Genomic DNA, 19,235 nt, shown 5'->3' on the forward strand with positions numbered 1-19,235 from the left:
CGTATGACGCCGCGCCCGAGGTGTCTCGCAGTCCGCCGGGACCGTCGCCCGCTCAGCCGGTGGGGAGCCAGGCCTTCACCTTGTCGGGGTTGTCGCCGACCCACTTCTCCGCGGCCTCCTCGGCCGTCATCTTGTCCTCGGAGATGTACTTGGCCACCAGGTTCTGGTCCTCGTTCGTCCAGGAGAAGTTCTTGACCAGCTCGTAGGCCGGGCTGCCGGAGTCGGCGAACTTCCTGCTCACGATCTTGTCGAGGTCGTAGAGCGGGTAGTCGCAGGCCACCTTCTCGGCATCGGCGTCGCAGCCCTCGGTGTACTCGGGCAGGTTCACCTTGACGAGCTTGACCTCCGCCAGGAACCACTGCGGCTCGTAGAAGTAGCCGAGCAGCGCCTTCTTCTCCTTCTCCGCCTTCCTGAACTCGGTGATCAGCGCCGCCTCGCTGCCCGCGTAGACGACCTTGTAGTCCAGTTTCAGGTTCTTCACCAGGGCCGCGTCGTTGGTCACGAAGGACGGGTCGCCGTCGAGCAACTGCCCCTTGTCGCCCGACTCCGAGGTCTTGAACAGCTCGGCGTACTTGTTGAGGTTCTTCCAGTCGGTGATGTCGGGGTACTTCTCGGCCATCCACGGCGGCACGTACCAGCCGATGACTCCCTTGTTACCCGTCGAACCCGCCGCGACGGCGACCTTCTGTTCCTCGATGTACTTCTTCTTCAGGTCGTCGTGCGCCCAGTTCTCCACGATGGCGTCGACCTGGCCGGTGGCGAACCCCTGCCAGGCGACCTCCTCCTTGAGGTCCTTCTTCGTGACCGCGCAGCCGAGCTCCTTCTCGGCCACCTCGGCGATGACCGCCGCGGTCGCCTCGTACCCGACCCACGGGTTGATGGCGATGTTGACCGCGCCGCAGGGCTTCTTGCCGTCCGCGCCCGAGGTGGCGGACGCGGCTGTGCCGTCGCCGCTCTCGCCGACCTTCGCCCCGCCGCACGCGGAGACGAGGAGGCCGGTGGCGAGCAGGAACGCCAACGTCCGTGGCCGCCCGGTCCTGGAAACTGTCACCAAAGTCCTCCTGTACATGAGGCCGCCGTCGGCGGCCGTCCGGGATTTCCGTCTGTCCTGCTCAGCGGGCGCCGTGTGCCTCGGCGTCCGCCCGCCGCGCCGCCGTCCTGGTGATGCGCTCCAGCATGATCCCGAGTACGACGATCGCCACGCCCGCCGCGAGCCCCTTGCCCCGCAACTGCAGCTGGGAGAAGCCCGCCACCACGTCGTAGCCGAGCGCGCCCGCGCCGACCAGACCGCCGACGACGACCATGGCCAGCACGTAGATGAGTCCCTGACCGGCCGCGAGGGTCACCGCGCTGCGCGCCATCGGCAGCTGCACCTTGGTGATGAGCTGCCAGGTGTTCGAGCCCGCGGCCGTGGCGGCCTCCACCGCGCTCGGGGAGACACCGCGGATGCCGTCCGCGACGAGCTTGATCGCGACCGGCGCGGCGTAGACGACCGCGGCGGTGATCGCGGTGACCCGGGTCGCGCCGAACAGGCCGAGGATCGGCACCAGGTAGACGAACGGCGGCATGGTCTGCCCGGCGTCCAGGGCGGGCCGCACCAGCTGGTCGACACGGTCGCTGCGCCCCATCCAGACGCCGAACGCCACGCCGAGGACCATCACCAGGACCGTGGCCACCAGCGTCGAGGCCAGCGTCACCATGCTGTCCTGCCACAGGCCGAGCACCACGAGCAGGGCGAGGCAGGCCGCGGTGACGAGCACGACCCTGACGTTCGCCAGGACGGCGGCGAACGCGAGCACCACCGCGGCGATCAGCCACCACGGCGAGCCGGTGAGCAGGGCCTCGAACGGGTTGAGCAGACCGTAGGAGACGGCGTTCTTGAACGCACCGGTGTAGGCCGCCAGGTTGTCCTGCACCCACAGGGTCGCCGCGTCGACGCCCCGGCGGACGTACGGCCCCAGGTTCGCCTCGCTCGGGAACTCCGCTGCCCACACGTAGGTGTGGGAGAGGTAGACCAGCACGCCGGTGCCCGCCAGGACGGCGCCGATCCCGGCACGGCGGCGGCCGGGCCTGCGCGGACGGCCGGCCCGGTACCGGATCTCGACACGCCTGCCGGCGGCGGAGGTGACCCGGTCGAGGACGATGGCCATGATGACGATGGCCAGGCCCGCGTTGAAGGCGCTGCCGACGTCGAGGGTCTCCAGCGCCTTGATGACCGTCTTGCCCAGTCCCGGGGCGTCGATCAGCGCGGCGATGGTGACCATGCAGAGCGCGGCCATGATGGTCTGGTTGACGCCGACGATGATGGTCCGCTTGGCCAGCGGGAGCCGTACCTTGCCCAGCAGCTGCCAGGCGGTCGAGCCCAGCGAGGTGCCGGCCTCCAGGGTCGCGGGGCGCACCTCGCGGATGCCGTGCGCGGTGATGCGGATCGCGGGCGGTGCGGCGTAGACGACCGTCGCCACGGTGGCGCTCGCCGGGCCGATGAGGAAGAACAGGGTGAGCGGCGCGAGATAGACGAACGTCGGCATCGTCTGCATGAAGTCGAGCACCGGGGTGACCAGGCGGTTGAACCGGTCGTTCACCCCGGCCCAGACGCCGAGCGGGATGCCGATCAGCAGCGAGATCACGACCGCGGCCAGGGTGAGAGCGAGGGTGTCCATGCTCTCCTCCCACAGGCCCAGCAGGCCGAAGGAGGCGAAACCGGCCGCGGTCAGCACCGCGACCCTGAGGTTGCCCCAGAGCAGCGCGGCCGCCGTGGCGACGGTGACCACGCCCAGCCAGCCGATGACCGGCAGCGGCCGCCCGAAGGACGGCCTGCTGATCAGCGCCTGGACGAACGTGACGGCCTCGTCGAGGAAGAGCCGGACGTAGTTGACGAAGTACAGGAAGAACGGGTTGTCGTTCCTGCTGTTGTCGATGACCTCGCTCGCCTCGTTGATCCGCAGGTGCAGCGGCGTCAGCTCCGCGCCACCGAGCTGGAAGGTGTCACGGCCCTGAACGAACACCCAGACGAGCACCCACGCCGCGATGACGGCGGTCAGCAGGTAGCGGCGGGGCCAGGTGGGCAGGCGCCGCAGGCCACCGGTCGTGGTGGCCGGGGTGGCCGTCACCCCTGATCCCCTGCCCTGGCCGGCTCGGCGGACTCGCCCGTGCCCTTCTCCGGGATCTCCGCCTGTGTCTCCGCCGGGAGCGGCTCGCTGGACTCGCCGGAAGTCCTCCCGGTGAGTTCCCCGGGGGCCTTCTCCTCCGGGGGTTCGGCGCGCGTCACGGAGACCTCCGCAGGGGACGGCTCGGCGAGGACGCCGAGGAGTTCCTCGGCGGTGACGACGCCCAGCGGCCCGCCGCCGTCGACCACCCTGACCGGGCTCGTCGCACGCAGCACCGTGTGCACGGCGTCGCGTACCACGACGTCCGGCCCGATCTCCGGCCCGTCCAGCGGCTCGTCGGAGCGGGGCGGACGCATGATCCAGCGAGTGGTGAGCACGTGCGAGCGGGGCACGTCCCTGACGAACTCGCGCACGTAGCCGTCCACCGGTGCCCCGACGACCTCCTCAGGTGTGCCCAGTTGGACGAGCTCGCCGTCGCGCATGATCAGGATGCGGTCGCCGAGCTTGAGGGCCTCGCTCAGGTCGTGTGTGATGAAGATCATCGTCTTGCCCACCTCGCGGTGCAGCCGGATGACCTCGTTCTGCATGTCCCGCCTGATCAGCGGGTCGAGCGCGGAGAACGGCTCGTCGAAGAAGAGCACGTCGGGATCCACCGCGAGCGCCCTGGCCAGTCCGACGCGCTGCTGCATGCCGCCGGAGAGCTGGTCGGGGTAGGAGTCCTCGGAGCCGGAGAGCCCGACGAGCTCGACCATCTGCCTGGCCCGCTCGTAGCGGGCCTCCTTGCGCGTCCCGCGGATCTCCAGCCCGTAGGCCACGTTGTCCAGGACCCGCCGGTGCGGCAGCAGCCCGAAGTTCTGGAACACCATCGCGAAGCGGTGGCGGCGCAGCTCGCGCAGCCGCCGGCCGTCGGCCTTGCGGATGTCCTCGCCGTCGAACAGCACCTCTCCCGCCGTCGGCTCGACGAGCCGGGTCAGGCAGCGTACGAGGGTGGACTTGCCCGAGCCGGACAGGCCCATGACGACGAAGACCTCCTGGGGCCGCACGGTGAAGGAGACGTCGCGGATCGCGGTCACGCAGCCCGTCCTGGCCCTCAGCTCACTTCGCGAGAGCTCCGCCAGCGGAGTTCCGACGACCCGGTCGGCACGCGGGCCGAAGACCTTCCAGAGACCGCGCACGTCGAGGACGGCCCGCTGATTCTCCGCGACGAGATCTCTCCGGTCGCCGTCGAGGTGGAGATCTGACACGAAGGGGCATCCTTCCGGTCATCGCGTAGCTCGTTGCTCGTTGCGTATGGCGCATCGGACCGCTCAGCGAGAAACAGAATCGACCCTCTTATTCACGCAGTCAAGGCTCTACCGGCTTTGTTACCGTGCCAGCACAATCGCGGAAATCTCACCCCCGCCATTATCCGAATGGTGAACCGACTTTTTTCAGCGAGAATTCGACATCCGGCACGTAAGCGGACCGCATGGCCGGATGGCTGGTCAACGCACCCGTGATCAGTGGGCCAAGCCGTCGCGATGGCGGTAGAAGTCGACGTGTTCGGCGGCGAGCGGGGTGTTGCCCAGGATCAGGTCCGCCGCCTTCTCCGCCACCATCATGACCGGCGCGTAGATGTTGCCGTTGGTCACGTACGGCATCACCGAGGCGTCCACCACGCGCAGCCCCTCAAGGCCGTGTACCCGCATGGTGAGCGGGTCCACCACGGACATGTCGTCGACACCCATCCGTGCGGTGCACGAGGGGTGCAGCGCGGTCTCACCGTCCCTGGCCACCCAGTCGAGGATCTCCTCGTCGGTCTCGACCCCGGGCCCCGGCGACAGCTCCCCCGCGTTGAACTCGTCCATGGCCGGCTGGTTGAGGATGTCGCGGGCGGCCCGGACCGCCTCCACCCACTCGCGCCGGTCCTGCGCGGTGGACAGGTAGTTGAAACGGAGCGCCGGGTGGACCCGGGGGTCGGTGCTCCTGATCTTCACCGAGCCTCGGGAGTCCGAGTACATCGGCCCGATGTGCACCTGGTAGCCGTGCCCGCCCGCCGGAGCCGAGCCGTCGTAGCGGACCGCGATGGGCAGGAAGTGGAACATCAGGTTGGGGTAGTCGACGTCGTCGTTGCCCCGGATGAAGCCACCCGCCTCGAAGTGGTTGGTCGCACCGGGGCCGCTGCGCGCGAACAACCAGCGCGCGCCGATCCACGGCCGGTTGCGCCACTTCATCGCGGGCTGCATCGAGACCGGCCGCCTGCAGCCGTACTGGATGTAGACCTCCAGGTGGTCCTGGAGGTTCTCACCGACGCCCGGCAGGTCGCACACGACGTCGACGCCGAGGGCGCCCAGCTCGGCGGCGTCGCCCACCCCGGAGAGCTGGAGCAGCTGCGGGGAGTTGATCGCGCCGCCGCAGAGGATGACCTCGCCCGCGCGAACCTTTCGGCCGTCGTACTCGACGCCGACGGCCCGCTTCTTCTCGAAGAGGATCCTGGTGACGTGCGCCCGCGTCCTGACCTCCAGGTTGGGGCGGTTGGCGACCGGGTGCAGGTAGGCGCGGGCGGCGGACAGCCGGCGTCCCCTGCTGATGTTGCGGTCGAAGCGGGCGAAGCCCTCCTGGCGGTAGCCGTTGACGTCGTCGGTCAGCGGATGTCCGGCCTGCTGCACCGCCTCGAAGAACGCCCCGAACAGCGGGTTGCGCACCGGCCCGCGCTCCAGCACGAGGGGCCCGCCCCGCCCGCGCATCGGGTCGGCGGGGTCGGCGGCCAGGCAGTTCTCCATGCGCTTGAAATACGGCAGGCAGTGGGCGAAGTCCCAGGTCTCCATGCCGGGGTCGGCGCCCCAGCGCTGGTAGTCCAGCGGGTTGCCCCGCTGGAAGATCATGCCGTTGATGCTGCTCGATCCGCCCAGCACCTTGCCCCGGGCGTGGTAGATGCGGCGGCCGTGCATGTGCGGCTCGGGCTCGGAGGTGTACTTCCAGTCGTAGAAACGGTTCCCGATGGGGAAGGGCAGCGCGGCCGGCATGTGGATGAAGACGTCCCACGGGTAGTCCGGGCGGCCCGCCTCCAGCACCAGTACCCGGTTGGCGGGGTCGGCGGAGAGCCGGTTGGCGAGGGCGCTCCCGGCCGAGCCACCTCCAACGATGACAAAGTCGTACATGTCCGCCTCGCCTCCCTCAAGCAGGAACAGTGTCCGAAATTGGAGCTAATAGCGCAATAGGGTGCACCATTCGCAACGGATGTCGTCGTCCCCGATGACGTTCGTTCCCTTTCCAGCGCCTACAGTTGCGCCATGGGCAACGATCGCACCGACAGCGGCGGTGGAGTCCAGTCCGTCGACCGGGCCATCACCATCCTGGAGATCCTCGCCGAACGCCGCGAGGCCGGGGTGAGCGAGATAGCCCAGGAGATATCGGTGCACAAGTCGACGGCGTTCCGGCTGCTGGGCGCGCTGGAGGCGCGCGGCCTGGTCGAGCAGGCCGAGGACCGGGGAAAATACCGCCTCAGCTTCGGCCTCGTCCGCCTCGCGGGCGGGGTGGCCTCCCGGCTCGACCTGACCCAGCAGAGCCGCCCGGTCTGCCACCGTCTCGCCGAGGAGCTCGGCGAGACGGTGAACCTGGCGGTGCTGCGCTCCCACTACGCGGTCAACCTGGACCAGGTACGCGGCCCTTCCGCCGTCACCACGCACAACTGGGTCGGCCAGCTCACCCCGCTGCACGCCACCTCCAGCGGGAAGGTCCTGCTGGCCCACCTCGACGAGGCGCACCGGGCCCGGCTGCTCTCCGCGAGCGGCCTGGAACGCTACACCCCGAACACGATCACCTCCGTCGCCGCCCTGGAGGAGCAACTGGGAGAGGCCCGCGAGCGGGGTTACGCCGTCACCGTCGAGGAGTACGAGATCGGCCTGAACGCCGTCGCCGCGCCCGTCCGCTCCTACGACGGTGAGATCGTCGCCGCGGTCAGCGCGTCAGGCCCCGCGTACCGCCTCGGCGAGGACCGGCTGCACGAGCTGGCACCGCTCGTGATCGCCGGCGCCCGCGACATCAGCCACCGCCTGGGGTACGCCGGACGAGCCTGACCACGGATATTCAGCCGTCGGCGGGCTCCCGCCGGACGAGTCTGACCACCACGCTCTTGGAGGTGGGGGTGTTGGAGGTCTCCGCCACCGAGTCGAGCGGGACGAGCACGTTGGTCTCCGGGAAGTACGCGGCGCAGCAGCCGCGCGCGGTCGGGTAGGCGACCGCGCGGAAGGCCTCCGCCCTGCGCTCCCCGTCGGGCCACTCGCTGACCAGGTCCACCATGTCCCCGTCGGCCAGTTCCCGCTCGGCCAGGTCGTCGGCGTGCACGAAGACCACCCGGCGGCCGTTGCGCACGCCCCGGTAGCGGTCGTCCATGCCGTAGATCGTGGTGTTGTACTGGTCGTGGCTGCGGACCGTCTGCAGCAGCAGCCGCCCCGGCGGCACCCGCAGCACCTCCAGCTCGTTGACCGTGAAGTTGGCCTTGCCCGTCGCGGTCGGGAAGCGTCGCTCGTCGCGGGGCGCGTTGGGCAGCGCGAAGCCGCCGGGAGCGCGGATCTTGGTGTTGAAGTCGTCGAATCCGGGCACCACCCGGGAGACCCGGTCGCGGATCGCGTCGTAGTCGGCCGCGAACTCCTGCCAGGGCACGTGCGGATCGTCACCGAACAGCTCCACGGCCAGCCGGCAGACGATCTCCACCTCGGAGAGCAGATCGTCGGAGGCGGGCCGCAGTCTGCCCCGCGAGGCGTGCACCATGCCCATGGAGTCCTCGACCGTGACGAAACGGTCGCCGTCGCGTTCGGTCCGTCCCAGCGTGGGCAGGATGAGCGCCTCGCGCCCGCAGACGGCGTGCGAGCGGTTCAGCTTGGTGGAGACCTGCACCGTCAGCCTGGCCCGGCGCATCGCCTCCTCGGTCGCCGCCGTGTCGGGGGTGGCCGACACGAAGTTGCCGCCCATCGCGATGAAGACCTTCGCCCGCTCGGAGCGGAGCGCCCTGATCGCCTCCACGGTGTCGAAGCCGTGCTCGCGGGGCGGCTCGAAGCCGAACTCGTCGCGCAGCGCGTCCAGGAACCGGGCCGGTGGCTTCTCGTAGATGCCCATCGTGCGGTCACCCTGGACGTTGGAGTGGCCCCTGACCGGGCAGACCCCGGCGCCCGCGCGGCCCACGTTGCCGCGCAGCAACAGGAAGTTGACGACCTCCCTGATGGTGGCGACGGAGTTCCTGTGCTGGGTGAGCCCCATCGCCCAGCACACGATCACCGACTTCGCGCCCAGCACCTCCCGTACGGCCTCCTCGACGGCCGGGCGGTCCAGCCCGGTCGCCTCCTCGACCTCCGCCCAGTCCAGGGAGCGCAGATCCTCGGCCCATTCGTCGAAGCCGTGGGTGTGCGCCTCGACGAAGTCGCGGTCGATCACGGTGCCGGGGGCGGCCTCCTCGGCCTCCAGCAGCAGCAGCGACATCGCCTTGAAGAGCGCGAGGTCGCCGTTGAGCCGGATCTGCAGGAACCTGTCGGACAGCGTCGTACCCTTGCCCACCAGCCCGGAGGCCCGCTGCGGGTTCTTGAAGCGGAGCAGCCCGGCCTCGGGCAGCGGGTTGACCGCGACGATCCGGGCACCTTCGCGCTTGGCTCGTTCCAACGCCGAGAGCATGCGCGGGTGGTTGGTGCCGGGATTCTGACCGACCACGAAGATCAGGTCGGCCCGGTGGAGATCCTCCAGCGAGACCGTGCCCTTGCCGATACCGAGGGTCTCGGTGAGCGCCGAGCCGCTGGACTCGTGGCACATGTTGGAGCAGTCCGGCAGGTTGTTGGTGCCGAACCTGCGCACCAGGAGCTGGTAGGCGAACGCGGCCTCGTTCGAGGTGCGCCCCGAGGTGTAGAAGAGCGCCTCGTCCGGGCTGTCCAGCGCGCGCAGCTCCCGCGCGATCAGGGAGAAGGCGTCGTCCCAGCTCACCGGGACGTAGTGGTCGGAGCCGGCGGGCTTGTGCATCGGCTCGGTGAGCCGCCCCTGCTGGCCCAGCCAGTACTCGGTGTGCCCGGCCAGGTCGTCGACGGTGTGCCGGGCGAAGAAGTCACGGGTGACCCTGCGGACGGTGGCCTCCTCGGCCACCGCCTTCGCGCCGTTCTCGCAGAACTCGAACGGGCTGCGGTGCTCCCCCTCGGGCCAGGCGCAACCGGGGCAGTCGAAGCCTTCCTTCTGGTTGACCCCGGCCAGGGTGAGGAGGGTGCGGCCGACGCCCATCTGGGCATTGGCGGTCAGCAACGACCGGGTCACTCCCGGTATACCGGCCGCCCACTCCTTGGGGGACCCGATCTCGATGCCGTCCTCGTTGACGTCGTCGCGCGGAGCCTTCCTGGCCATCCTCGCGCCTCCTTCCTTGCCCTCCCCCCCTGAAACGGCGGGTTGCGCACACTATAGGCGCTCCCCTTCCATCAGTCCGGCCCGGTACCCAGCCTGTCGATCAGCCAGTCGTGGAAGCCCCCGATGTGGTGCTCGCTGGGCACCAGGACCCCGCCCCGGGCGTACGCGCGGGAGTTCATCGCCGGCTGGCACCTCTCACAGGCCGCGAAGTCCTGCTCGTTGACCCGGTGGAAGAGCTCGACGGACGGACCGAGATCGGTGCCCGCCTCCACGACGTCCCTGAGGAAGAGCCAGTCGCACTCCACGATCGTCCGGTCGGCCGCCAGCGGGAACATCCGGTGCCAGATCACGTGGTCGGGCACCAGGTTGACGAAGACCTGCGGTTTGATGGTGATCGCGTAGTAGCGGCGGTCCTGCTCCTCGCCGACCCCCGGGATACGGTCCACTCCCGCCGAGCCGTCGACGGTGAACCCCCGGATCTCCTCGCCGAACTCCGCTCCGTGCCCGACGAAGGACTGCGCCGCGTAGCCGTCGGCGAACTCCGGCAGCACCTCGGTGAGCTCGGGATGGATGGTGGCGCAGTGGTAGCACTCCATGAAGTTCTCGACGATGAGCTTCCAGTTGGCCCGCACGTCGTAGACGATCCTGCGGCCCACCGCCAGGTTGGCGATGTCGTAGCTCTCGATGGCCCGCTCGTCGCCCAGCCGGGCCGTCGCCTCACCGATCACATCCGCCTCGAACGACGGCGGCTCGTCGGCCAGGCAGACCCACACGTACCCACTCCACTCGCGCACGGCCACGTTGACCAGCCCGTACTCGACCCGGTCGAGGTCGGGCATCCTCGTCAGGTTCGGCGCGGCGATCAGCCTGCCCTCAAGATCGTAGGTCCAGGCGTGGTACGGGCACTGGAAGGCCCGCCTGACCTCGCCGGACTCCTCGGTACGTATCCGGGCGCCACGGTGGCGGCACACGTTGAGGAAGGCCCGGATCGAGTCGTCCCTGGCCCGGGTGACCAGGACGCTCTCCCGGCCCACCTGGACGGTCCGGAAAGCCCCCGGCTTTCCCAGATCGGAGGCCCGGACCACGCAGAACCACATCGACTCGAAGATGCGGGCCTGCTCCAGGGCGAAGACGTTCTCGTCAGTGTAGTAGCCGCCGGGCAGGGTGGCGATCACGCTGGGCGGCAGGCTTCTCGCGGTCACGATCGCTCCCTGGTCTGCCATGTCGACGGGTTGGGGCGGCCGTTGCCGGGGAGGGCGCGCGTCGGCGTCATGCGGTACTCGCGCGCACGCCGGGCGGCAGGTTCGGCGGCTCCTCGGAGGGCACCACGTAGACGGTGTCGTCGGAGACCACCACCCGGTGGGTGCGCAGCGGCAGCTTGGCAGGGGGGCTGCTCGGACGTCCCGTCCGCAGGTCGAAGCTGGAGGCGTGCAGGGGGCACTCGATCTCACACCCCTCCAGCCACCCGTCGGAGAGCGAGGCGTCCTGGTGGGTGCAGGTGTCGTCCACGGCGTAGATCTCGCCGTCCTCGGTGTGGAAGACAGCGATGGGCGGGTCGACGTCGAGCCGATGGGCCTCACCCGGAGGAAGGGCCGCGAGGGGGCAGACAGGGATCATCGCAACAAACCCCGGTTTCGTAAAGCAGAACAAGCAGCGCTATACGCAACAGCGTGACCTCCGGAAATCCCACTGTCAAGGGTCTTCCCCATGGTCACGCGAAGGCCGAGTGGCGCACCCGCCATCGCCGCTCAACCGATCCGCACGACGTTCCCCTGACACACCAAAGGCTCCGCACGTAGCCTGAGGTTGTAAGGACCGTTACAGATACGTGTGGGGCCTGCTCATGCGCGACGGCAGTACGAATGGCCCAGCCGCCGAAGAAGCTGTCGGGCGGCGGATCGCCCAGGCTCGCAAGCTGCGCGGTCTGACGCAGCAGCAACTCGCTGACCGAGTGCCCTGTTCCAAGAGCCTGATCGCCCAGGTCGAACGGGGGCACAAACCGGCCACGCAGGCCCTTATCACCGCTGTGGCGCGGACCCTGCGGATCGAGCTCGGTGAGCTGACCGGCCAGCCGTACCGTGACCCCGGCACGCGAGAGGACCGGATCCACGAGTGCGTCCCGCAGCTCCGACGAGCACTCCTGTCCTGGGACCTGCCCGACGAGGACGTCCCACCGCCGCCGACAGAGCAGCTCCGCGCGGACGTGCGGCGCGCGTCCGCACTGGGCAGGCAGGCCCGGTACATCCAGCTCGGGGAGATGCTTCCGGGCCTGCTGGAAGAGCTGACGCGAGCCGTTCACGCCAGCGAGGGAGCCCGACGTGACGAACTTTTCGGGCTGCTCTCCGAGGCGTACACCGGGGTGACGGCGATCGCCTACACGCTGGGCTACTTCGACCTGCGGGGCCTCGCCATGGATCGCGTGGCATGGGCGGCCCAGGCGTCACAGGACCCGCTGCGGGTCGCCCGCACGCAGTGGCAGCGTTCGACGCTGTTCCTGGCGACGGCCACCTACGACAAGGGGCTGATCCTCCTGGATCGGATACGGCGCGAGGTCGGCGAGGACCTCGGCCGGCTGACCGCCGCCGAACTGAGCGTGTACGGCGCGGCCCATCTCCGATCCGCGATCTTCGCTGCCCGTGCGGCTGACCGGCAGACCGCGTTCGACCACATCGAACACGCCCGCGAGGCCGCCCGCGTACTGGGCCAGGACGCGAACCACTACGGCCTGGAATTCGGCCCCTCCAACGTGATCATGCACGAGGTCGCAGCCGCGGTGGAGATGTACGACGGCGGCGAAGCAATCCGCCGCGCTCAGCACACAGCACTCTCTCCAGCGGTCGCACCTGTCCGGCTCGGCCACCACTACATCGACCTGGCGCGCGGCTGGCTCTACCACGGCAACCGCCAGAAGGCCCTGGAGACACTGCTCGCCGCCCGTCGGGCCGCCCCTCAACAGACCCGCAACCATCCGATGGTCCGCGAAACCGTCCGGATGCTCGTCAACCTCGAACGGCGACGTCCCCGAAGCCTCAGCGGCTTCGCGAGCTGGCTCGGCCTGCCGTAGCGAATTCGAGTTTCACGAACCTGTGATACTTCGCCGTCCCCCGCGACGGCCACGCTGTCCGCATGCACCACGCAGCGATGACCCCGTCTTCTTACCGGCCGCCCGGCCCGTACGACGCCCCCCTCCACACCCTCCTCACCTCACAAAACGGGCCTGTTCAACCATGCGAGCGACCGGACGGGCCCTTGATCGGATGGAGGTCCAATCAATGACCGATGCTGAATCCACCACCATTCCCGGTTGGCGGCTGATCCTCAGTGACGCCGGACGGCTGTGGGCCAGCCGGGAGAGGCCCTTCTGCGCCCTGGCGTTTCACGCCGAAGCCGAACGGACGGTCGGCGCCGACAGCCTTGAGGCCCTGCGCGCCGAGACCGACCGACAGGAGGCCATCGCACGACAGGCGCGGCAGCGGGCCGCCGGGCAGGTGATCTCGTGATCCGGCGACGCCTTGCCCGCCCTCGCGGTCGTCACCGCGACGGCGTGCCCCCCGGTTCGGTCCCGCACTACACCTGGGACCACGAAGCCCGCACCGAGGCCGCGATACTGCAGATCACCTGGCCCGGCTGGGCCGTGCTGTACGGCACCGGCAGCCGTCTCTTCCACGCCATCGCCACCTGGCCCACCCCCGAACCGCTGCTGCTCTGCGACCGCACCGTCGAGGGCCTCAAGGCGCAGATGCGCGAGGCGGAGATGACCGCGCTCACCGGAATTGACCACCCCTGAGCAGGCATGACGGCCTCTCCCTTCCCCGATTCAGGCCGCCATGCCGTTGACGACGTACCGTACGGGCGCGAAGAGGTGCCCGTACGGTACGTGAGACGGTCGGGCGTGCTCATCTGGTCGCCCACGTCATCCAGCCAGGAGTGCCCGCACCTCGGAGTTGGTCAGGGCGGTCAAGGTCCGCATCACTCCATGCCAAGGCCGCTCTGGGCCTCGTCCTCAGACTCACCAGCATGATCGTCCGGTCGGACTGGGTGAAAGGTGGATCCGGATATCCGGCCGGCCTGGATCACCAGACCGGACTGCACTTTTCCGCTGATGCTGTTGTACACGGTGCCCACGGGTGAGGTCGGAAGACTCCGCAGTTCCTCGATCAGGCCGGGGTCCGATCGCATCAGGTAGAGCAACCGGGATCGCCACTCGATCTCGATCTCGGCTGCTTTCTCGTCATCGCCGTGTGCGAGGGCGGCCATCAGTGTGGCCCGGGAAACCTCAAGGTCCCGCAGCAGGTCTTCCGAGTCCCCGGTACGACTGAATGCGCGCGCGAACCTTTCCTTCACCTGAGTCCAGGTATCCGAGACCATCAGTGCGATCAGCGTCGTGGCCCCAGAAGCCGCCAGCGCCGCCAGTTCGGCTTCCATGAGCGTGCTCAATCCTGTCCGGTCTCTTCGGGGACATCGTTCGGCCAGTCGGTCGGCGGATCCGGTAGGGGGCCGAAGGGAGAAGCCTCCGTGTCGAACCGGAGCATGATCTCATCAGCCACCTCCGGTCGGCCGTGCTTGCCGACCAGCGTGGCCACCTCGTGAGCGAAAAGTGTGCTCTGCGAGTCTTCCTCCTTGAAATCCAGTTTATGGAGGAAGGCGGTGAAGCAGTCGACCGCGGAGGCTCCGTTCCCGAAGGGGAGGCGGGATGCCTCGGGCAGGTCATCGGAGTCCGTGTCCGACTGGAGATGCCGGAAGCCCTCGGGTAGTTCCTTGTTGTTGGCCGCGAAGGACAGCCGGGTGAGAAGGCCGATGTCGTTCACCGCCTTTTCCACATGCTCGTCGTTTCTTGCCAGCCACCAGACCACGGCACTACCGGTGTCCTTGAGCACGTCCTCCCCCAGGTACTCGCGCTTGTTCTGTTCGTACTTCCGCTCGTGTTCCCAGACGGCTTCCTTCTTGCGTATCCTGGCGAGCTTCTCCAGTCTTTCCTGGTCATGGGCGGGAAGGGTGACCTCAACCGACTCGGCCATCGCCTGCACGCATCGGGTGTCATCGGCCTGCATTGTGCCCAGGATGCCCCCCAGTTCGTGTTGAACGAGCGAGGCCCGGCCCGGTTCTCGCTGCCTGGTGATCTCCTCTGCTCGTTTCAGTATCGCGTTGACCGCCAGGGCGGCCGCGTTGACCTTGTCCTCATCCGTCGTGAAGGCGAGCGGCGACCAGAGCACCGTCGCGGAGAACAGGAAGTCGTAGTCCTCCTCCTTGCTCGGTAGCGAAACTCGCTCCACTTTCTGTTCCCGGTGCTTCACAGGTGGCGGTGAAGGCGCGTAGCGGGGCGAGGGCTCCGGCGGAATATTCGATCGGCGCTGCCTGAAGGCTCTGATCAGAAGGAACGCCACGGCTATGAGCGCCAAGGCAAGGACCGGTCCCCATATCTGCCAGGGAGCGAAAAGGACGAGGCCGACCAGCAGGACCCCACCGATGGCGGCAAAGTAGATCACGACCGTGTCACGGCCCGTACTCATGGTGCCCTCCCCTGTTCCGTACTGGTGACGTGGTTGCTCATGCGATCCGGATGCCCTGGACGGCGCAGATTTTCCGCAGGACGATGTCGCGAAAGACGGTGTGACGCTCCTGATCGTCCGCTGCGGGCCGAGGCATATTGCGGACGGCGGCGTATAGAAGGCCCAGGATGTTGCCTCGCCCCTCACTGCTCTCGACGAGGATGTCGAGCAGCACCTCACGATTGCGCTCGTCGCCAAGAGCCACGTACAGCCACTGCCGTAGCGGTGCCCTCCACATCTCCTGAGTGCACCGCGTGAAAACGCGCCGCCAACCTTCGGCCAGCATGCCTCTCACGTCGGCGTCGGCGATGAATGGGTGGTTACGGCTTCCCCGATCGGTGAGTGCCGCCGGATCGGCGAACTCCAGGAAGAGGCCGGGGTCGACCTCCCATCTCCAGCCATCGGGAGAAAGAACAATGAGCCGGACAAGCATCTGCCGACGGAGCCGCGAATCACCGTTGACCAGTTGAACCAGTGCCTCACGGGCGATCGTGTTGCGCTCCTCCCTCCGCGCTCGATGATGAAGGCGGACCATGGCCTCGTCTGGGTGGTGGACAGCTATGACCTGGGCGCACATCACGGTGATCACCCGGGCGAGCCCCTCGGGTAGGTCTCTGTTGTGCGACCAGGAGTAGATCTGCTGACGGAAGAACCGGCCGTGCTTCTCTGCTGTGAGTCCACACCGCAGTGCGAGACCGGCAGCCCACAGCCGACGTTTGGTCGTGGATCCCCTGCTCCAGCGAAGCACCGAGCCCACCAATACTTGTCGGTACTCGTGGCGCAGGCACTGCTCGGCGAATCGGGTGACCAGCCTGCCGCAGTCTTCCTGCCCTAGGTCCGCGGAGTCGACGACCTTCTCCACCCACGTCTGAATGCCATCCCGTAGTTCCGGTATCTGGTTCCAGAAGTAGGCACGTACTCCCGAGTCGTATCCGAGTTTCCTGAACCGCACATGACGGTTGCCATTGATTTCAACGTCAATCTTCTGAAATTGCTCAACGAGATCGGGGCGTTCCAGCAGGGGGCACTCGTCCTCGGGATGTCCCAACGTGTTCAGCAGTGCTGTGGCTGCGCGATACACGTGATCCACATGGGCACCGTGCAGCATGGCCGCAGCCAGGAGCAGAGCACGTTGGGGACCCTCGGCCAATGTCGCTACGTCCTTGGCGACCTCCTGCTCCCTACCGGTCAGCGCCTCGTGCGCGATGGCGTACCAGTTGGCAAGGTCGCCCTCGGTGTTCGCCCATGCCTCAGCGACGAGTCCAGCGAATATGGCGATCTCTTGGATCGGCGGGTCGGCATCCAGATAGCCGGTCAGGAGCGGGGTCGTTGGACTGGTCACCGCACCCGGAACGGCCATCAACCGCAGATGGCGACGTAACACCTCCTCAGCCGGTGGGCGGTCGATCTTCGCGAGGTATGGGCCGAATTCTGGACGAAGCCTCTCACCTCTGTTACCCGGTAACACGACCACCAGATAGGCGCCGTGTTCGGCAACGGCGTTACGCACGGCGGACAGCTCGTTCTGAACGTCCCGCCAGATCTGCTCTTCAACGCCTGACAGGTCCAGCCACACACGATCGTCGTCACCAATGTGATCCGGATCCAGGCGGTGCTTGCCGTCACTCTCCTCCCACGACAGCTCACGAAACCGCTCATCGCCGGAGAACAGCTCATACAGGAGCGTCTTGGCAGCGGCAACCCTGCCGCTACCGGGTGCACCATCAAGGAGAACGATCCTGTACGTCTCCAGAAGCTCACGCGCACGGCCAAACCCCGAAGGGTAAACGAAACGCTGCCAGATTCTCTCCAGGTCATCGACAGCGTTCGCCCGAGGACTCCGTGTCGTTACGCCGGCCAGCACTGCGTTCTGGTAGTAATTTCCGATGTTAAGAGGAGCATTGCTCGTCTGAACAGGTCCGTTGACACCAGATATCTGAGTAAAAGAAAAATTGGTCAACGGTCGTCGTCCTCATCTCTGCGAGAGCCGCCGAAGTCGTGCCGGATTCCGCCCTGGTTATCGCCCGCGATATACGTCGCGCCGGGTCCCGAAGCATGCGGAGAATTATTGTTCAGGTCTCCGTTTCCGCTGTGAACCGGCCCCTGGTTGCCCTTGATGACGGTGCCCGCGTCACCGGTGAAATTACCGGTCTGCACGACGGTGCCGTGAGCTTCGTTCACCGAGTTGCTCACACTGTCGGCATCCTGCGGCTCACGAGTGGCCCGATCCACCTCCTTGAGTGACGGTAGTTTCCTGGCGAGTTGGTCGCCGATGCGCTTGAGCCCTGCCTCTTTCTCGTGCAGGTCCAGCCGGACCGACTGAACGTCGGCGAGCCTGACCAGTTCCTGAGGCAGGTCCGCGACGTTAAGGCGCTCGACCTTGCGACCGTCGAGAACAGGTATCACCTCTATGCCGCACTTGAATGCCTCCAGGATCTCCTTCCGCACCCAGTCGTCCTCGTCGTGTAGCCGGGAGTGTTGTGACCAGCCCTCACCGATCACTGCCAGCACGACACTGCTGCGACGTACCGCGCTGAGAAGTCTGTCCGGATAGGTCTCTCCGGGAGGGATGGACGCGCTGGCAAGAAAGGTCCGTTCACCCTCGAAACGCTTCGAGAGGTGCTCATGGAGCAAGGCCGCGATCTTCTCGCCGTCCCCGGTGCGATAGTTGATGAAGACCTCGTGTGCCATTGTGTTCCCCTTTCTCGGGGTTTACGGGATGACAGAGCGCAGGGTGTGGCTGAGTTCGGGGGTCAGCTCGCGCACCGCCGCATTTTTCGGATGACGACCCAGCGTCCGCGCCAAAGCCCGCATGTCCTCGGCGATGGTGGCCGAGCTCACCGTGACGGCGCTGCCGAGCAGTTGGCCCGTGAGGTGACAGGCATGGTCGATTTCGCCCGCCATGGCGTGCGCGAGTGCGCGTCGTACGCCATAGCGAACCAAGGTCCGCAGCGCCTGTGGCGGCACCTGAGCCATCTGCTTGCCGATGAGCTCGGCGGCTTCCCCTGGCCGACCCAGGTCGTACAGGCACCAGCCGGTGATCATCTCCACCGGGTCGGACAGGTTGGTGGTGCCGATGACGGGTGTGTCCGAGTCCAGAGCGCTGCTCGCAAGCAGCGCACGAGCCCGGTCAAGGCTGAACATGCAGGCGTTGTAATCGCCGGCGAGAGCGTGCCCCTGCGCCTCCCGCTGCGCCGCCAAGCCGCGAATTCGCGGTGGGAGCCCTCCTCCCTGCGCCTGCCTGGCCAGTTCGATCGTCTGCTCGGCGTCGTTTCGGTACAGCGTGACCAGCGCACGACGGACCAGCCCGTACGCGGCCAGATGATGATCGCCCCCCGAGGCCGCAAGGTCGACCGCTCGCTCTGTCCACCACAGGGCCGCCTGATCGTTCCCGGTCTCCTGCATCATCCAGCCGACGTACTCGGCGTACCGCGAGGCGAGGCGCAGCAGCCCCTGCCGGGTGCGCGGTCCCGCGTGTGCCGACAGCTCTTGCAGCGTGTGAGTCTGCGCGATCAGTGCGGGAAGCAGCAGGCCGGGGCCGGCCACCTGACCAAGCTGGCGATACTGGTCGAACAAGGACCGAGACATGCCGAGCAGCGTCGCGTCCTCGGTATGGGAACTGGTCCTCGGACTGCCGATGCTCATACCCGCCATCGACGTGGCGCCCGCCACCATCACCTGCCGCCGACTCACCGGCTGGAACCAGCTCTGCCCATCTCCGGACAAGTGCATCAGCCATACCTCCTCGTCTCCGCGGCTCGTCTTGGTGGCCCCTGTCGCCGCAGGCCGTGTGTCGACCAGGGCGGCGAGCACACCTCCGGCGTCGAGCGCGGTATCGCAGAGGCGCGCCAGCTCACGGCTGGGCGCTTTCAGACCTCTTTCGACCTTGCTCAACTGACCTTTGCTGTAATGCACCAGCCTGGACAGATCGGTGAGCGTGAGGCCGGCGGCGAGACGCCGCCTCCGTAGTTCTCTGCCGAAGGGGATCGGCTGCTGGACCACATGGGCCTCCCTTGCTGTCCGTTCGAACAGCTGAGAGCCATCGCTGACAAGCGTGCGGTAACCGGCGTCGAACGGACAAGAGCAGTTCTGGTGTTTCCCGTTTCCACCCTCGCAGAAAATAAGAAAAGATCACTCTTTTCGAGACCAAAAGCTCCAAATCCCCCTTTTGGGGTGCCCAAAACTGTTATCCGGTCAGGATTTCCAAAGCCCTATTAAGGAC

General features: G+C 67.5%; 16 protein-coding genes. 4 read left to right on the top strand and 12 right to left on the bottom strand.

All coding sequences use genetic code 11. From position 1 onward, the window contains the following. Nucleotides 1–52: 52 nt before the first annotated feature. The 4 genes from AB0K21_RS22935 to betA all read right to left on the bottom strand — a co-directional run bounded on the left by AB0K21_RS22935 (nt 53) and on the right by betA (nt 6,247). Complete coding sequence (locus AB0K21_RS22935; RefSeq protein ID WP_364152940.1) at nt 53–1,051, bottom strand: ABC transporter substrate-binding protein; 999 nt, start codon at nt 1,049–1,051, stop codon at nt 53–55. Nucleotides 1,052–1,112: 61 nt separating this feature from the next. Then, entirely contained in the window at nt 1,113–3,110 is a 1,998-nt protein-coding gene (locus tag AB0K21_RS22940) for an ABC transporter permease subunit (protein WP_364152943.1), read from the bottom strand. Then, the gene (locus AB0K21_RS22945; RefSeq protein ID WP_364153085.1) at nt 3,107–4,282 is read right to left on the bottom strand and encodes a betaine/proline/choline family ABC transporter ATP-binding protein; all 1,176 of its coding nucleotides are present in this window, start codon (nt 4,280–4,282) and stop codon (nt 3,107–3,109) included. The genes AB0K21_RS22940 and AB0K21_RS22945 overlap by 4 nt, the downstream gene beginning before the upstream one ends. Nucleotides 4,283–4,606: 324 nt before the next feature. Continuing rightward, nucleotides 4,607–6,247 (bottom strand): choline dehydrogenase, encoded by a 1,641-nt coding sequence (betA, locus tag AB0K21_RS22950; protein ID WP_364152946.1) that lies wholly within the window; start codon nt 6,245–6,247, stop codon nt 4,607–4,609. A 132-nt stretch (nt 6,248–6,379) separates the two neighbouring features. Here betA and AB0K21_RS22955 point away from each other — a divergent pair, with 132 nt between their 5' ends. Continuing rightward, a complete protein-coding gene (locus tag AB0K21_RS22955) occupies nt 6,380–7,165 on the top strand; it encodes an IclR family transcriptional regulator (RefSeq protein ID WP_343967173.1) in 786 nt (261 codons plus the stop codon). A gap of 10 nt (nt 7,166–7,175) precedes the next feature. Here the strand turns inward: AB0K21_RS22955 and AB0K21_RS22960 are convergent, their stop codons facing one another. The 3 genes from AB0K21_RS22960 to AB0K21_RS22970 all read right to left on the bottom strand — a co-directional run bounded on the left by AB0K21_RS22960 (nt 7,176) and on the right by AB0K21_RS22970 (nt 11,081). Next, nucleotides 7,176–9,464 (bottom strand): FdhF/YdeP family oxidoreductase, encoded by a 2,289-nt coding sequence (locus AB0K21_RS22960; RefSeq protein WP_343967170.1) that lies wholly within the window; start codon nt 9,462–9,464, stop codon nt 7,176–7,178. A 71-nt stretch (nt 9,465–9,535) separates the two neighbouring features. Next, entirely contained in the window at nt 9,536–10,666 is a 1,131-nt protein-coding gene (locus AB0K21_RS22965) for an aromatic ring-hydroxylating dioxygenase subunit alpha (RefSeq protein WP_364152951.1), read from the bottom strand. A gap of 67 nt (nt 10,667–10,733) precedes the next feature. Next, the gene (locus AB0K21_RS22970) at nt 10,734–11,081 is read right to left on the bottom strand and encodes a bifunctional 3-phenylpropionate/cinnamic acid dioxygenase ferredoxin subunit (protein ID WP_343967167.1); all 348 of its coding nucleotides are present in this window, start codon (nt 11,079–11,081) and stop codon (nt 10,734–10,736) included. A 211-nt stretch (nt 11,082–11,292) separates the two neighbouring features. On the opposite strand from AB0K21_RS22970, the gene AB0K21_RS22975 reads away from it, so the two are divergent. From AB0K21_RS22975 to AB0K21_RS22985, 3 genes are all read left to right on the top strand, one after another. Beyond that, entirely contained in the window at nt 11,293–12,528 is a 1,236-nt protein-coding gene (locus AB0K21_RS22975; RefSeq protein ID WP_350926385.1) for a helix-turn-helix transcriptional regulator, read from the top strand. A gap of 208 nt (nt 12,529–12,736) precedes the next feature. Beyond that, nucleotides 12,737–12,964, top strand: coding sequence for a hypothetical protein (locus AB0K21_RS22980; RefSeq protein WP_343967162.1), 228 nt, complete (start codon nt 12,737–12,739; stop codon nt 12,962–12,964). A gap of 44 nt (nt 12,965–13,008) precedes the next feature. Beyond that, nucleotides 13,009–13,251, top strand: a complete 243-nt coding sequence (locus tag AB0K21_RS22985) for a hypothetical protein (protein ID WP_364152956.1) — start codon at nt 13,009–13,011, stop codon at nt 13,249–13,251. A gap of 182 nt (nt 13,252–13,433) precedes the next feature. Here the strand turns inward: AB0K21_RS22985 and AB0K21_RS22990 are convergent, their stop codons facing one another. The 5 genes from AB0K21_RS22990 to AB0K21_RS23010 all read right to left on the bottom strand — a co-directional run bounded on the left by AB0K21_RS22990 (nt 13,434) and on the right by AB0K21_RS23010 (nt 19,015). Beyond that, entirely contained in the window at nt 13,434–13,889 is a 456-nt protein-coding gene (locus tag AB0K21_RS22990; RefSeq protein ID WP_343967158.1) for a hypothetical protein, read from the bottom strand. Nucleotides 13,890–13,897: 8 nt separating this feature from the next. Further along, entirely contained in the window at nt 13,898–14,950 is a 1,053-nt protein-coding gene (locus AB0K21_RS22995; protein ID WP_343967156.1) for a hypothetical protein, read from the bottom strand. A 61-nt stretch (nt 14,951–15,011) separates the two neighbouring features. After that, on the bottom strand, nt 15,012–16,973 hold the full coding sequence (locus AB0K21_RS23000; protein WP_343967154.1) for a hypothetical protein: 1,962 nt from the start codon (nt 16,971–16,973) through the stop codon (nt 15,012–15,014). Beyond that, entirely contained in the window at nt 16,970–17,704 is a 735-nt protein-coding gene (locus AB0K21_RS23005) for a toll/interleukin-1 receptor domain-containing protein (RefSeq protein WP_343967152.1), read from the bottom strand. Before AB0K21_RS23005 ends, AB0K21_RS23000 begins: the two co-directional genes overlap by 4 nt. A 21-nt stretch (nt 17,705–17,725) precedes the next feature. Then, nucleotides 17,726–19,015: a helix-turn-helix transcriptional regulator gene (locus AB0K21_RS23010; protein WP_343967150.1), complete on the bottom strand. Its 1,290-nt coding sequence runs from the start codon at nt 19,013–19,015 to the stop codon at nt 17,726–17,728. Nucleotides 19,016–19,235: the final 220 nt, after the last annotated feature.

This window comes from Streptosporangium sp. NPDC049248 (genome assembly GCF_040678965.1).
GTDB lineage: Bacteria > Actinomycetota > Actinomycetes > Streptosporangiales > Streptosporangiaceae > Streptosporangium > Streptosporangium fukuiense.